We start from the raw sequence: 14,897 nt of genomic DNA on the forward strand, positions 1-14,897 counted from the left end.
TGAAGATTTGAAAACGGCTTGCTGCAGATTTGAACAGCATCATGGCGTTGAGCTCTCTTTCGACGCCGTGGCCGGTCTCATGATACAGCGAATAGCAGTTCAAGAGTTGGAGCTAAACTTCTTCGAGAATGCCACCGGGTCTTCACCCTAATCATTCTCTTTCGATTCAATTCGGTCCAACACGGCTTCTGGAGCGACATCCTTCTTCAGCTCGCTTAGCTCATCGCCAGCCTCGATCGGCACCTCCAGCTTTTTGGCGATCGCTTCCACCATTGCGATCAGGCGGGTGGTTTCGTGCTCGTTCAGCAAATTCACCTGTAGATCGAGATCAGCCCGCACATCGTCTTCGGCGGCCATTCTATTCTGATTGATCAGAACAAAAGTGGAGAGAAAAATGGCTTCAACCGACGCTTCCATAGCGAGAATGACGAGCGATGGATCCCACGGGCGAACTCTTGGCAGCAGGTTTAGATTCGCCAGGATCCATGTCCCGTACAGAAGAAGATGAATGTAGACGAAGATCATCGATCCTGCGAAGCGGCTGATCGCGGCCGCTGCGCGTTCTTGCAACGAAGCCGCATTTGCTGTTTCGCGCCGCCGCTGCATGACTGCATCTATGTTGCGCGCAAGAGCCGGCGTAAGGCCATCAGGTGCGGGTCTTGTCGGACTTTCCGCATTTGCACTGTTCATCGGCATCCCTTTTCCGGCACCGTTTGGCACCCACTAGTTGCAGGTCCCAACAAACGCGAGGCGTTTTGGTGCCGCTTGTTCAACAGATCCGGGGTGGAGCTTCGGCCGCATAGTGCCGCTGAGCGCGGCGACAAAGATAGACCTCCCGTTCGGGATGGGCCTCGATCAGGAAGCCGGAACTGCGCAGCATGGCTTCCATGGCTGCCCTGTTGGGAATGAACCAGTTCGTCGGATCGGATGCGTAGCGCTCCTCCACGAAGAACAGCTTGGGATAATCAGCCCGGTCAAAAAGGGACCACTCGGAGAAGTCGTAATTCTCCTGAAGCTCCGGCAGACGCTCGTCCCCGCGTTGAAGACACTGGAACAACATCTGGTCCGCTACGACATGCTCATAGAGAAGGTCGAGCGCAAGCAGAGGGTGGCGCAGATGGTAGAGCACTCCCATGAAAAGCACGAGGTCGAATTTTTCTCCAAGCTTTCCGACGTCGTATACGGACATCTGGCGAAACTCCACGTCCAGGCCCGTCTGCTCGGCCACAAAACGGGCCTGCCGGAGATAGTGTGGATCTGCGTCGATCCCCAGCACTCGCCCGGCATTGCGCTTCTTCATCTCGAAGGAATAAAAGCCGGCATTGCACCCAACGTCGAGGACGCTGCGCCCTGCCAGATCCTCCGGGACCACCTCCTTGAAACCCTGCCACTTGAACGATGGGTAATCCCCCAGAAAATGGTCGGGGGCGGTGGGCACCCCCTGCACTTCAATGTTGTGGAACCATGGACCAAGTTCGACGAGTCGACGCCTGATGTCATCTTCTGCTTTTCTTGCGACGTCCATTCCCTAGGCTCCGAGTTGCAGCGTATCCGTCAGCCCGGAACGGGGCTTTTCACGAACGGGCGCTTTACGCAGATCAGGCCGGGCAAGAACCGATGCAAAATAGTCAGCTGTCTGCTGCAGCCCTTGCGAAAGCGGCACCTTGGGTTCCCAGCCCAGTAAGTCCTTGGCACGGCCGATATCCGGACGGCGACGCAGCGGATCGTCCTGCGGCAGAGGTCGAAAAACGATTTCGGAGGATGAGGGCACAATCGCCCGGATCATTGTGGCAAGCTCGTTGATGGTGAACTCACCTGGATTACCCAGGTTAACGGGCACGCCCGGATTTGGATCGATATCCATGAGTGCCATCAAACCTTCTACAAGGTCCGTTACGAAACAGAACGACCGAGTTTGCTCGCCGCTACCGTAGATCGTCAACGGGTTCCCCGAGAGCGCCTGGACGAGAAGGTTCGAGATGATGCGTCCGTCATTTGGCTGCATGCGCGGCCCGTAGGTGTTGAAGATGCGCACCACACGTGCATCAGCACGACCGGCCCGCAGCATATCGAAGCAAAGCGCTTCGGCGGCGCGTTTGCCTTCGTCGTAGCAGGCGCGTGGCCCGGTGCAACTGACGTTACCCCGATAATCCTCACGTTGCGGATGTTCTTCCGGATCGCCGTACACTTCGCTGGTTGAAGCCAGCAAGAAGGACGCTTTGTGGCGCTCCGCAAGCGCAAGCAGATTGCCCGTGCCCGTCACGCAGGTCATCATCGTATGAACCGGATCGGCTTGATAAAAGGGTGGAGACGCCGCACAGGCCAGATTGTAGATCTGGTGAACCGGCTCGTCGATGTCGGAGAGACGGCACACATCCTCCTCGATCAGGCGGAACCGGGGATGGTTCTCCAGCGGTCGGACATTGGTTCTCGATCCCGTCAGGAAGCTATCAACGCATATCACTCTGTCCCCCCGCAGCAGCAGGGCGTCGCAGAGATGCGAGCCAACAAAGCCAGCCCCGCCAGCCACGAGGATAGTTCTGGTTTTTCCGTCATGCACTCTTTGCAACATTGCGTTCTCCTCGGTCCTCGTCCTGAAATCTTTGAGATCTTTCGCCCCGTGCGGCCGGATCATCCGCTAGTCGCTCTAGCGCCGACACCAGGTGAAGGGCGCGGGCGTTTCCAGTGTGCAACTCCATGACCCGGGCGCGCGCTGTGGTGCTCATGTCCATTCGCCGTCGCTCATTCATCCCGGTGAGGACGTCAACGACGTCATCAGTACTGCGCGCAATGCAGATCGCCTCGCCCTCTGGAAAAAGCTCGCCAAGCCCACGCCAATCGTCGCTGATGATCGGGGTTCCGCACGCGGCTGCTTCGAACAGCCGCACGCTTGGTGACCAGCCGGCCGCGATCATGTCAGCGCGCGTTACGTTCAAGGTGAAACGTTGTCGGCTGTAGAAGCTCGGATGGCCCTGCGGCGGCAGATGTTCAATCCGCTCCACATTGGCGGGCCAGTCAATCGTATCGGGATACTGCGGACCGGCGACGACGAAGCGCAAATGCGGCAAGGCATGCGCTGGCTCAATCAGCAACTGCTCGAGAGTCGGCTGACGATCAGGGCTGTAGGTTCCGAGATAGCCAAGATCCCATTCGCAGGTTTCTCCCGTGTTCTCGTAACGCTGCGCATCCACGGAACAATAAAGATCGATGGCCCGGCGTGCGCCGTAGTTCTTTTCCAATCGGGTCAGTACTTCTCCACCAGAGAAGGAAAAGTAGGCGTCGAAAACCGGAATCTGCTGAAGCGTCAGATATTCCTCGTCGCCGCGGTCGAGCTTGGCGAGCGTTACCGGTGTATCAATGTCGTAAAAGCACAAGAGCTTGGGCGACAGAGCCGCCACAGCTTCAATGACGGCCACCCCTTCGGGTACATAGGAGCCGATGATCACGGCATCTGCCGACTTGATGACCGTGCCGAAGCTTTCGGATAGCTCCGTGACACTGGAGTAATAGGCCAGATGGCAGAAATCGGGATCGGGCAGGTCTCGCTGGTTGGCATACCAGGGAACATCGCGCTCAAGGAAGAGCACCCGGTGACCGTCAGCAGCCAGTCCACGGATCAGCGACCGAAATGTGGTCGCATGGCCATTGCCCCAGGATGAGGAGAGCGAAAGTCCAATGATGACAATGTCGAGCTTCCGCGTCATTCCGCAGCCTCCATCTGTCGGGCTGCATGGGCGCGGAAGATCGCATCGACGGTCATGGCGCGGCTGGCATGTGTATGGTCTGCCAGCACGCGTTTGAGTGCCCTCTTGCCGATCAGCTGGGCCTGGTCCGCACTCAGCCCTGCAAGAATGTCACTCACATCCTTTCCGTCGCGCGCCACCAGAACTTCTTCATCCGGTTTCAGGAACAATTCGATGCCCTCCCAGAAGTCGGTAATGAGGCAGGCGCCGGCGCCTGCTGCCTCGAACACGCGTGTTGCTGGCGAAAAGCCGTTTTCCGCCATGCTGTCGCGTGACACGTTGAGCACAGCCCTGGGCGTCACGTTGAATGCATTGTGGTCGCGGGTGGGAACATGGCCGATATAATTGACGTTGGCGGACATCGGCTTGTCATGCCAGCCCGAGCCGCCGAGCATGAAGCTCGCGTTGAGAAGCTTTGCGGCCGGCTCCAGGAAGAAGTGTTCGACGCGAGCTTCGCGATCCGGCAGTCGGTTACCGAGGAAACCAAGATCGGCGTTGAAGCGAACGTCTCGGGCGACAGGATGGTGTGTCTGCGGATCAAGCGCATTGTAGATGGGAATGCAATCGCGCGCTCCCATTGCCCGATAGGCATCGACTACCGGATCGCCACCACCATAGGTCAACACCAGGTTTATCTTTGGAAGGGCACGGCGCAGTGGGTGATCCGGCGCTGCACGCAGCTCCCCGAGCGTAGCCGGCGCATCCACATCCCAAAAGATCTTCAAAGCCTGAGGTTTCGCCGCGCGGAGGACTTCGTCCAGCAACAAATCATCCTCGAAGCCGACGCCGCTTGCCTTGATGACCACGTCTGCTTCACCAGCCCGTGCTGCCACATCCTTGAGCGCTTCAATCGTGCCCTCATAAACGACGACCTTGCACCATTCAGGCGGGTCGATATCGCGGTTTTTCTGGCGGTCGTAGACGTCAGGCTCGTAGAAGGTAATGTCGTACCCTTTCTCTGCCAGTGCCCGTAGCAGGCCGCGGTAGTAGGTAGCAGCGCCGTTCCAGTAGGCGGACACAAGGCTGGAACCGTAAAAGGCGATCTTCATTCTGCAGCCTCCTGAGAAACGATCTTGCGGATGACGCGATGGGACCCGCAGTGAGCCAGAATGGTGAGGAGCTCGTCGACCCGGTGGCGACAGGTGTGGCGCGCAAGCACCGTTTCGCGGCCCGAGCTGGCAAGCGATTGAGCGAGGTCCGCGTCAGAGAGAACCTCTCGCAGGCGTGTCGTCATCTCCACGCCATCCCTTACAGTCAGATAATCTTTCCCAGGGCGAAACAGATGTTCCGCATCGTCCCAAGGCGCCGAGATCAACGGTATCCCGCAGGCAAGTGCCTCGAACGGACGAATGGTCGGGATGCCCGGCAGGTTCTGCACATAGGGGCGCCGCGGAATATGCACCGTCACCCGATGTTGGGCGAAGGCAAATGGAACCCTTGCGTTGGCGATCCAGCCGCCGAAGGTGATATTGGCATCCTTCAGTGCCTTCTTCGCATGGTCGGGATAGCGCACTCCATGCACCAGCGTCTTGAGCTGAAGTGCCTTTGCCGGTTCCACCAGAAACTCGACGATCTCTGCGGAGCGTTCATCGTCACCCCAATTGCCGACCCAGATCAAGTCGCCCGTCTTGTGCGCCTCAGGTATCGGCCTGAACAAGGTGTCATCGGCAGCCTCATGCCAGGTAAACACGGTACTGCCCCAGCCGGCTTTCAGATACCGTTGGCGTAGGGTTTCCCCGAAGGCAAGGATGCCGTCGTATTCCGCAAGGTTGAGCGCGGCGATGTCGCCTGCCGAAGACACTGCCCTGTGATGCGTGTCATGGAACAGCAGGGTAAACGCGTTACCGCTGGCACGGATGCGGCCGATTTCGGCCACGATCGCCGGGTCCGTCCATTCGTGCACGATGACCACATCCGCATCGGCAAGAGCTGTCTCATGGCTGAATCCGGCATCATAGATTTCTGCATCAAGTTCCGGAAATTGCGTGGCAAAATCATTCGGTGCTGCTGCGCCCTGGTCCTGCACAAGATTGTTGCGGCTCCAGGATTCGAGAGGCTCAAGTGCCACCGCCTGATGGCCGCGGCGGATCAGATCGCGCATGATGCCCCGCAGGAAATGCGCATTTCCGTGGTTCCAGTCAGATATCAGCGAGTGGGTGTAAAACACGAATTTCATCGTTTACTCCGCAGCAGAAAGCTCAGATTTTTGTCGCAGCAGGGATGTGTAGAAACCCGCCATGGCTTCGGCTTGAGACGAAAGATCGAAGCGTTTCGCACGCTCCGCAGCCTTGTCAGCCAGTTGTGTCCGCAGATCGTTATCCTCGCAGAGGCGATTGATCCCGGCTGCCCAGGCCTCGGGGGCTCCAGGGTCTGCGAAAAGGGCAGCTTCACTCCACAGTTCGCGGTAGGTCGGGATATCTGCCAACACCAGCGCGTTATGGGCGCGAGCCGCTTCAAGCGCCGCGAGCCCGAACGGCTCGTATAGGGATGGTGAGGCGAAGATGGACGAGCGGCCCATCAGCGCCATGACCTGCGCATTTGATAGCGCGCCAAGGTGTTGTGCATGGCGGATCGGCAGCGTCTGGCCGTCTGGACCGGTGTTCGGTCCTGCGATCATGATTGGCCAGGCAGTCAAAGCTGCGGCCTCATCAAGCGTCTGCCCGTTCTTGCCGTCGTCCCACCAGCGGGCAGCGGCACAGACGATCCTGTCCTTTATCTGGGAGGTCTCTTGCGACCGGCTGGCATTATAGACCACATGCAGCCTATCCATTGCGCCATAGGCGTTCTCGAGCATCCTGGCATGGCTTCTGCTCGGCGCAAGCGCGACGTCAGCGCGCATGAGGCCGCAGCGATTGATCTTGTGGTGCCACTGCCAGTCCAGTGGTACCGCCTCGCAACGGACGCCAGCAAACCAGGTGACCACGCAGGAATGCGACATGACGATAACCGGCAACTTCGTCTCGATTGCAGCCGCCTGGGAAGGAAGGTTCAGATGGAGTAAATCGACCGCTTCCGCATGCGCCAGGTTTGCGATGGCAGGCCCGACAAGGGAGAGATCGTCTTCGCTCTTTACCATCCAGTCCAGCGGTGCCTGGAGCCAATGCAAACGTCCAAGCTCTGACGCTTCTTTCTCCTGATGCACAGAAGGTTGGGGGCCGAGCCCGACAAACAGGAACTCATAGCCTTGCGGCCGCAGGCTTGCAGCCAGATCCATCGCATACCGCCAGACGCCGCCCACCGCGTCGATCGTCATGAGGATTCGGATAGGGGACGGGCGCTTCGGCATCATCATGCCGAAACCTTCCGCATTTCCGGCCGGAGCACCGAGCGTCCGCCAAAGCGGGTATCGGCCAGCCACTCTGCGAGGTGCTGGAGGCCCTTGCGCCAGTGAATGCTGGCCTGCCAGCCGAGCCGGCTCTCCAGTGACCGGGTATCTGCCACGAAGAAATATTGGTCGCCAGCGCGCCAGTCGCCGAACTGCGTGTTCAGCGGTTGGCCCGTGAGTTTCTCGATCTCGTGCAATACGCTGAGGACGCTGACCGAATTCCGGGGGCCGCCACCAAGGTTGAACGCCTGTCCCTTGACCTGATGAATCGCAGAGAGCAGCTGGCGATAGGCCGATACGGCATCGTCCACATGCAGAATGTCGCGTACCTGCTTGCCGTCGCCATAGATCGAGATTTCGTCGCCAGCCAGCGCCCGAATGAGGAAATGCGCCACCCAGCCCTGATCTTCCGTACCAAACTGGCGGGGTCCGTAGATGCAGCTCATGCGCAGGACCGCCGTCGGCATGTCATAGGACTTCGCGTAATCCAGCACATATTGATCCGCGACGCCTTTGGAGCAACCATAAGGAGTGCAGAAGTTGATCGGACGGGTTTCACCTATTCCATGTGCACGGATCGCTTCATCGGCAGGAACATACCGGTCGTCCAGTTCCAGCATCTCCACGTCTTCCAAGGCACCGTAAACCTTGTTGGTGCTGGCAAAGATGACCGGCGCGCGCTTGCCCGCCCGGCGAACCGATTCAAGAACGTTGATTGTGCCGCGTGCATTTGCGTCGAAGTCGTTGATCGGATGCACGAGGCTGGTCGTTACCGCCGTCTGCGCTGCCAGATGGAAGACTGCCTTCGCGTCGGTGAAAGCCGCCTCTATGCCTCGCAAGTCGCGAATGTCGGCGAGCACCGGATGAACACGGTCGCCATGGCGCTGTGTGAGCCAACCGAGGTTCTGATCGACGCCCGGACGGCCCAGATTATCCAGGATGACGACATCTTCACCGTCCTTGAGGAAGCTGTCGGCGAGGTTGGACCCGATGAAGCCGCTGCCACCCGTAATCAGGATTGGTGCCGCGCCCGTGGAAAGGTTCGGCGTAGCGAGCCTTGCCACGTCTTCCACACGATGTACGCCACCTTCCAGCAACAGTCGGGCGAGCAATTTCGGCTGATTGTCATAGGTCACTGCACCGAGGTGATAGTGCCGCGGGTCGAACCACAAACCTTCCTGGACAGGCACATCCGGCGCTACATCCTGCCACGAATACCAGTACATCCTGTCTGCCGGAACATTGAGCGCCCTCATGAAGCGGCGCGCCTGTTCCATGTCATCGCTGCGCCAAGTGGAGTAGCCCGTTTCGGTGATCCAGATTTCGGATGAGGGATTGAAGCGGTCCAGGATCCGGCGCATTTCGCCCAGATGCATGTCCCAGCCGCCCCAGGTTCCTTCTTCGCTGTCCCACGTGCCGGGGAAACCATGGAAGCCAACAGCGTCGACGACGTTGAGTACGCCACGCTCACCCATCATGTTCAACCAATAGGGATCGAAGGGGCAAGGTCCACCAAGTACCGGTTTGAAGCCGCGCTGCTTGGCCCAATAGGCGGCGCCTCCGACCATTTCGGAAAACAGCAGGAAATCCGCGTCTTCGCGCCAATCCCAATCCAACAGATTGTTCGGCTCGTTCCACAGTTCCACATGCGTGAAATGCTTGCCGTAGCGCGTCAGCACATGATCCAGAAAGTCTGCATAGGACTTCAGGTCCTGCGGCGGTCCGTTGACCCGACCTGTCCGGGACAGTGACGGCGGGGTATAGTGAAGGCACGGCAGCAGCTCGATCTGGCTGCCAAGCCGTGGCATCAGCCAGTCAAACCATTCCTCGCCGCCGGGAGCAAGGTATTCGGCCCAGGAGAGATGTGTGCGCAGATAACTTGCACCGCTGGCGATGATCTGCGGCAGCAGGCGCTCCGTCCTTTCGTATTCGCCTGGACGGAACCATTCGACAAAACCATACTGGCGAGGCTTCCGGACAGTGGTTGATTGGGGCTCCGTCATGATACGAGCCCCCGCTCTTCCAGTTGCCGCTTCATCTCCGCGCCGCGGTCGATTGCACCGGCGCTGCGAACCCACTCGGCAAACGGCCCGAGCGAATTCTCCAGTCGGTGCTGGGGCTCAAAGCCCAGCAACTCATGCGCTTTCGAAATATCCGCAAAGCAATTGCGGATATCGCCTGAGCGCGCCTTGTTCATGATGTCGGGAGATATCTCCGGCACCCCCATGGCCTCCGCCAGAAAGGCGGCAACCTCGGCAATCGTGTAGGCTTGGCCGCTGCCAATGTTAATGACATGGCCGTTGGCAGCGGGCTTTTCTATGGCGAGACGAAAGCCGCGCGCGACATCGCGCACATGGACAAAATCCCGGCGCTGTCGGCCGTCTTCGAAAATCATCGGTGGTTGCCCGTTGGAAAGCCGTGACGCGAAGTTGGCAAGAACACCGGTATAGGGGTTGGAAAGGGCTTGGCCAGCGCCGAAGACGTTGAAGAGGCGAAGCGCGACGGCTTCCACGCCGTACGCCTGCCCAAAGATCAGCACCTGTTTTTCCTGCGCATATTTCGTCAGGGCATAGATCGAGGCGAGGTCGACAGGCTTTTCCTCGTCGGTCGGAACCGGAACGAGTTCTTCGCCATGGGGACCGGTTGCCGCCCACTGTCCAGCTTTGATCTGGTCAGCACTTCGACGCACCAGATCGAGCGGGCGCCCATCGCGTGTCTGGTAACGCCCCTCGCCATAGACGCTCATGGATGATGCGACGACGATGCGTCTGATCTTTTTGCCAATCATGGTTTCGAGAAGAACGGCGGTGCCGAGATCATTTCCACCGACGTAACGAGCGATCTCGTACATCGACTGGCCGACCCCGACTTCAGCAGCAAGATGGATTACGGCGTCAACGCCCGTGAGAGCCTGCTCTACGACAACCTTGTCTCTCACATCTCCCCGGATCACTTCGGCCTCCGGTGCCACCGCTGCCTCCGCGTCGCCATGCACCTGCTCGATCAAAGCATCCAGGATACGGACCTCGTAGCCCTGATCGAGAAGTTCTTCCGTGACATGCCGACCAATAAAGCCGCATCCGCCGGTCACAAGAATCTTGGCCATGAGGCCTCCCTGGTTCGTAAGCTTGAAATCGGTGCTCGAACCTGAGGGGACAGCGAAAGTTCCTTCATCATTTACATCAGTGACTTCTTCAATGTCATCCGGAACTCCCGATGGGTTGTGAAGTTCGGCACCCGATGTGTTCACGATCGTGGCGGCGCGGCAGTCACGCCTTGGCTTGGGTCGCTGCCTCTCCCCTCTGATCGAGTTTCTTTCGTATTCCAAGGAGTTGACGAATGGATGTGTCCAACCGGGGAGCTGCCGGGCAGCGTTCCGCCGTAATCATTCCCAAAGCAGGCAAGACGCAACTCTTGAACCTGGCACTTGAAGAACCGGGATTTGAACAGGTGCGGGTACGCCTTGAAGGGTGCGGCGTCTGCGCCTCGAACCTAACGCCCTGGGCAGGACCGGAGTGGATGCAATTTCCCACGGAGCCGGGCGGTCTCGGCCACGAAGGCTGGGGACGGATCGATGCGTTGGGTCCGGGTGTCGACGGATTGAGCATCGGCGACCGGGTTGCAGTCCTGAGCTACCATGCTTACGCGACCCACGACTATGCTCCGGCGAGCATGGTGGTCCCGCTTCCCTCCGTGCTGGACGGCATACCATTTCCGGGGGAACCGCTTGGTTGTGCGATGAACATCTTCAAGCGCTCCGGCATCCGTGCCGGAGAGACGGTCGCGATCATCGGGATCGGCTTTCTGGGCGCTTTGCTGACGCAACTCGCGACCAAAGCGGGAGCCCGCGTCATTGCCATCTCCCGGCGCGATGCCTCGCTGCAAACAGCAAAGCGGATGGGTGCTGCCGAAACGATCGTAATGGATGATCATTGGCGCGTCATTGAAGACGTCAAAGCGCTCACGAACGGTCGCTTCTGCGACCGGGTGATAGAGGCGGTCGGTCAGCAATGGCCGCTCGACCTGGCTGGCGAGTTGGCTATGGAGCGTGGACGTCTCATTATTGCTGGCTACCATCAGGACGGTCCCCGTCAGGTCAACATGCAGCTTTGGAACTGGCGCGGCCTTGACGTCGTCAATGCGCATGAGCGGGATCCTGCCATCTACATCCAGGGGATCCGTGAGGCGATCGATGCCGTCGTTGACGGACGTCTTGATCCTTCCTCGCTATACACACACCGCTATCCTTTGGCTCAGCTTGACCAGGCCCTCAATGACACACGCGACCGTCCCGGCAATTTCATCAAGGCACTGGTGATAAACTCATGAATACGATCATGATGAAGAACGATGTGGAGGCCATCGGCCGCCCGGCACGGGTCGGTTACCTGGGAGTTGGCTGGATCGGACGCCATCGCATGGAGGCCATGCTTGCCACGGGACTTGTGGAAGCCGTCGCGATTGTCGACCCCTCTCCTGAAATGCGGGAGGCAGCAATGAAGGCGGCACCTCAGGCCAAGGTGCTGTCCGACTTCAACGAGCTGTTGGCAGAGGACCTCGATGGGGTGGTCATTGCGACACCCAGCGCCCAACATGCGGAACAAACCATTCAAGCCCTCAATGCCGGGGTGGCGGTTTTCTGCCAGAAGCCGTTGGGCCGCACGGCTCGGGAGGTTGGAGCCGTGCTTGAGGCCGCGAGACAGAGAGACCGTCTCATCGGGGTAGACCTCTCCTACCGGCAGACCGAAGCGATGCAACGCATCAAGGCATTGCTGCAGGCACAGCATCTGGGTCAGATCAGCGCTGTAGACCTGACGTTTCACAATGCCTACGGCCCGGACAAGCCGTGGTTCTATGACAAGGCGCTCTCCGGCGGCGGATGTGTCATAGATCTCGGCGTCCACCTGATCGATCTTGCTCTTTGGGCACTCGATTTCCCTCAGGTCATCGACGTGACGAGCAACCTGTTTGCCCAGGGACGGCCCTTATCCAGCACACCGGAAGAGGTGGAGGACTACGCGGTTGCGACACTGGTTCTGGCAACCGGCACAGTCGTCCGGTTGGCCTGCTCCTGGCGTCTGAACGCCGGGCAAGACTGTATCATCGACGCCACCTTCTATGGCACTGCTGGTGGGGCGGCCATGCGGAACGTCGGGGGGTCTTTTTATGACTTTGTCGCCCACCGCTTCTCCGGGACCGTTACAGAGCAGCTTGCCGGTCCACCAGACGAATGGGGAGGACGTGCGGCCACGGCGTGGGCGAGGCAGCTCGTCAGAAACGGGGCATTCGATACTGAGGCCGAAAATCTCGTTTGTGTCGCTGAAGTGATCGACCGGATCTATACCGGCGCCTAAAGCAAGGACATGGGTGGAGAGAAAAAATGCAGGCGTGTGAAACCCGCGGAACTTGTCCACCATCATCTTGGTTCTCGAGCGGCAAACGACGCGAGGCTCCGATGCAGAAGCAAAGGTTTCAACTGGGAAAAAAGACGCCGACGCGAGCGACTGATCTGGTGCTGAGGAGTGGTCTGCCACAGTGGGTTGTCCGGGTCCTGAGGCAAAGTGGCATCAAGAGAATGAGCGTTATTGCCACTCTCTCCGACGAGCAGCTCTTGAAGATTCCCGGCGTTGGTCGCCAGTCGCTCAAACTCATTCGAGACGAAATCAGGCGAACAACGGACTCGAGGAATCAGAGTTCATGAGTGGACAGAGCGTAATCCGCCGGTTGAAACTCTACGTGTCGATGGCGGTGATCCTGTCAGGCACGCGCCAGAAAGGCCTCTGTTGAAAGGATCTCCAGCTGAACCGAGAAACGGTCCCCCAACAATTCAAGGGAGGCATCATGCGTCTGATCAGCACCGCTACATACGCCATCTTTGAGGAGAATGACGTGATAGCCAAGGTCAATCGCTCCCATCGCTGCCGCCAGGACACAAACATCAGTTTCACCCCCGGAAATGGCCACAGCGTCGATACCTTCAGCTCGAAGCACCCGGTCAAGTTCGCCGGTGGTCCAAGGTGAATAGGTCATCTTGTCGAAAATACGCGCTGGTGGAACAAGCACTTTGAGCGACGGAACAAGATCTACCATACTCGGTCCCAGCCGATCCAAGGTCATCATATCCCACTTCCTGTAATAGTCATGCCACATGCCAAGCATGTCGGATGCACGCTTGGGCGGTACGAAACGAGTGAACACCGTTCGATCAGGGCGCCACCGTGCAACTTCCTCGACCTGAGACAAGACTTCCTTCATCCAGGGAACATGCCATGGCGTATCCTCAGCAAACATCCGCTGCATATCGATACATAGATGGATCCAGTTTTTGAAAGTCATTGCGGCCTCCCGAACGCGATCCCTGACAACAATTCGAAGTTCCCCGCATCTGAGTAAGCAGCGAGCGTGGCAGCCATTTTCAAGGGTGCTGCGGCGGAACGACAGGGAGATGTCGCTTGTGAGCACTTGCTGCATAAGTTCGAAGGACAATCGCTTTTGCCGCCTCGCTTATCGGCTTGCCTTCGAGAAAATCATCAATCTCGTCGTAGGATACCCCATAGACCTCTTCATCCGGTCTTAGCGGTGCGTCCGTTTCCAAATCAGCTGTTGGCACCTTGAACACAAGATTTTCTGGCGCCCCCATATGTGTCGCCAATGCCCGTACCCTGCGCTTCGTCAAACCCGAGAGTGGGAGAATGTCTGCCGCCCCATCACCAAATTTCGTGAAGAAACCCATGAGAGCCTCGGCGGCTTGGTCGGTGCCAATCACAAGCCCCTTACTCGCGCCGGCCAGTGCATATTGGGCGATCATCCGCTGGCGAGCCTTTATGTTTCCAAGATGAAAATCCTTTCGCATCGGATCGAATAGCTCATTTGCCTGGTCTGTGACTGCACGCATCATCTGATCTGCGGCAGCTTTGATATCGACGGTCACGGTTCGATCAGGCTTGATGACGTTGAGGGCGCATTGCGCATCTGCTTCGTCAGCCTGTGCTCCGTACGGTAATCGAACTGCAATGAAACGCGCGACTTGTCCTCTGGCGCGAAGAAGCGAAACTGCCGCCTGTGCGAGAAGGCCCGCAGCCAATGAGTCAACTCCGCCGCTGATCCCGAGAACATAAGTTTGGCAAGATGACAGCGACAGATATTGAGCCAGGAACTCTGTGCGGGCGCGTACCTCTGTAGCAACATCAAAATCCGGCGTTACGCCGAGTTCAACTGCGATCATCTGTTGGTCAATGGGCAAAGATTCATTCCTTTTTCAAACGATGAGCGGACGCTATCCCGGCGCTTTCTGATCCCTGAAGCAGGACGTCATTTGTTCAACGTATCTGTCTGCCATTCGTAGTCATTCGTTTGCTGCAGAGGGGACGTCTTCGCCGGTCCAATCCAGGAGTTGACGGTGCGCCAACTGTTGCAAAAGGCACCGGTTCCCTTTCGCCTGAATAACCGTGTCTCGGTACGTATCCGGACGGGTGGAGACATCTGGCCGCATGGAAAACTGGTGTCGGGAAAGGATGTGCCCGGAACTTGCGGGGGTTTTCGATGTTCGTTCCAGCAAGCAAAAGGAGATCTATGATGGGTATCGATTCACCAAAGGACGGGGCACCGGGAACGACGGACCAGTCACCACGTTGGGAAGGCCCACAGGAGAACAGACCGAGAGGCTATCTGCCAGCAAAGGACGATCCGGATACGCACCAGGATGCAGTAGGCGAGACCAACGCCGATCCGGTCAAGCGCAAGGTCACTGACGCGATGAAGACCAAAGGCGATTAGGCGCCGGCCGACAGCCCGTGGCATCAAGGCAGATCAATCCTTGATTGGACGGA

General features: G+C 58.4%; 14 protein-coding genes. 3 read left to right on the top strand and 11 right to left on the bottom strand.

The annotated features are described in order from the left end of the window. Positions 1 to 147: 147 nt before the first annotated feature. The 9 genes from G6N80_RS03090 to G6N80_RS03130 all read right to left on the bottom strand — a co-directional run bounded on the left by G6N80_RS03090 (position 148) and on the right by G6N80_RS03130 (position 10,174). Entirely contained in the window at positions 148 to 690 is a 543-nt protein-coding gene (locus tag G6N80_RS03090; RefSeq protein ID WP_165132314.1) for a DUF1003 domain-containing protein, read from the bottom strand. A 79-nt stretch (positions 691 to 769) separates the two neighbouring features. Continuing rightward, a complete protein-coding gene (locus G6N80_RS03095) occupies positions 770 to 1,525 on the bottom strand; it encodes a TIGR04290 family methyltransferase (protein ID WP_165131197.1) in 756 nt (251 codons plus the stop codon). Between the two features lie 3 nt (positions 1,526 to 1,528). After that, positions 1,529 to 2,572, bottom strand: coding sequence for a UDP-glucuronic acid decarboxylase family protein (locus tag G6N80_RS03100; protein ID WP_165131199.1), 1,044 nt, complete (start codon positions 2,570 to 2,572; stop codon positions 1,529 to 1,531). Beyond that, positions 2,553 to 3,704 (bottom strand): CgeB family protein, encoded by a 1,152-nt coding sequence (locus tag G6N80_RS03105; protein ID WP_082547318.1) that lies wholly within the window; start codon positions 3,702 to 3,704, stop codon positions 2,553 to 2,555. Before G6N80_RS03105 ends, G6N80_RS03100 begins: the two co-directional genes overlap by 20 nt. After that, positions 3,701 to 4,792 (bottom strand): CgeB family protein, encoded by a 1,092-nt coding sequence (locus G6N80_RS03110; protein ID WP_165131201.1) that lies wholly within the window; start codon positions 4,790 to 4,792, stop codon positions 3,701 to 3,703. The genes G6N80_RS03105 and G6N80_RS03110 overlap by 4 nt, the downstream gene beginning before the upstream one ends. Continuing rightward, on the bottom strand, positions 4,789 to 5,919 hold the full coding sequence (locus G6N80_RS03115) for a CgeB family protein (protein WP_165131203.1): 1,131 nt from the start codon (positions 5,917 to 5,919) through the stop codon (positions 4,789 to 4,791). Before G6N80_RS03115 ends, G6N80_RS03110 begins: the two co-directional genes overlap by 4 nt. Before the next feature lie 3 nt (positions 5,920 to 5,922). After that, positions 5,923 to 7,035: a glycosyltransferase family 4 protein gene (locus tag G6N80_RS03120; protein WP_246251388.1), complete on the bottom strand. Its 1,113-nt coding sequence runs from the start codon at positions 7,033 to 7,035 to the stop codon at positions 5,923 to 5,925. After that, positions 7,032 to 9,071, bottom strand: coding sequence for an NAD-dependent epimerase/dehydratase family protein (locus tag G6N80_RS03125; RefSeq protein ID WP_165131205.1), 2,040 nt, complete (start codon positions 9,069 to 9,071; stop codon positions 7,032 to 7,034). The genes G6N80_RS03120 and G6N80_RS03125 overlap by 4 nt, the downstream gene beginning before the upstream one ends. Further along, positions 9,068 to 10,174 (bottom strand): NAD-dependent epimerase/dehydratase family protein, encoded by a 1,107-nt coding sequence (locus G6N80_RS03130; protein ID WP_165131207.1) that lies wholly within the window; start codon positions 10,172 to 10,174, stop codon positions 9,068 to 9,070. The genes G6N80_RS03125 and G6N80_RS03130 overlap by 4 nt, the downstream gene beginning before the upstream one ends. A gap of 233 nt (positions 10,175 to 10,407) precedes the next feature. Between G6N80_RS03130 and G6N80_RS03135 the strand changes: the two genes are divergently transcribed. Together G6N80_RS03135 and G6N80_RS03140 are read left to right on the top strand one after the other, a co-directional pair. Next, entirely contained in the window at positions 10,408 to 11,397 is a 990-nt protein-coding gene (locus G6N80_RS03135; RefSeq protein ID WP_062556568.1) for an MDR/zinc-dependent alcohol dehydrogenase-like family protein, read from the top strand. After that, positions 11,394 to 12,422 (top strand): Gfo/Idh/MocA family protein, encoded by a 1,029-nt coding sequence (locus tag G6N80_RS03140; protein WP_246251389.1) that lies wholly within the window; start codon positions 11,394 to 11,396, stop codon positions 12,420 to 12,422. The genes G6N80_RS03135 and G6N80_RS03140 overlap by 4 nt, the downstream gene beginning before the upstream one ends. Before the next feature lie 403 nt (positions 12,423 to 12,825). On the opposite strand, the gene G6N80_RS03145 is transcribed toward G6N80_RS03140, so the two are convergent. Both G6N80_RS03145 and nadE read right to left on the bottom strand, forming a co-directional pair. Then, on the bottom strand, positions 12,826 to 13,404 hold the full coding sequence (locus tag G6N80_RS03145) for a cysteine hydrolase family protein (RefSeq protein WP_165131209.1): 579 nt from the start codon (positions 13,402 to 13,404) through the stop codon (positions 12,826 to 12,828). A gap of 79 nt (positions 13,405 to 13,483) precedes the next feature. After that, on the bottom strand, positions 13,484 to 14,293 hold the full coding sequence (nadE, locus tag G6N80_RS03150; protein ID WP_165131211.1) for an ammonia-dependent NAD(+) synthetase: 810 nt from the start codon (positions 14,291 to 14,293) through the stop codon (positions 13,484 to 13,486). A 350-nt stretch (positions 14,294 to 14,643) separates the two neighbouring features. On the opposite strand from nadE, the gene G6N80_RS03155 reads away from it, so the two are divergent. Then, entirely contained in the window at positions 14,644 to 14,844 is a 201-nt protein-coding gene (locus tag G6N80_RS03155) for a hypothetical protein (RefSeq protein WP_062556563.1), read from the top strand. Positions 14,845 to 14,897 lie beyond the last annotated feature (53 nt).

It is taken from the genome of Rhizobium rhizoryzae (assembly GCF_011046895.1).
Lineage (GTDB): Bacteria > Pseudomonadota > Alphaproteobacteria > Rhizobiales > Rhizobiaceae > Neorhizobium > Neorhizobium rhizoryzae.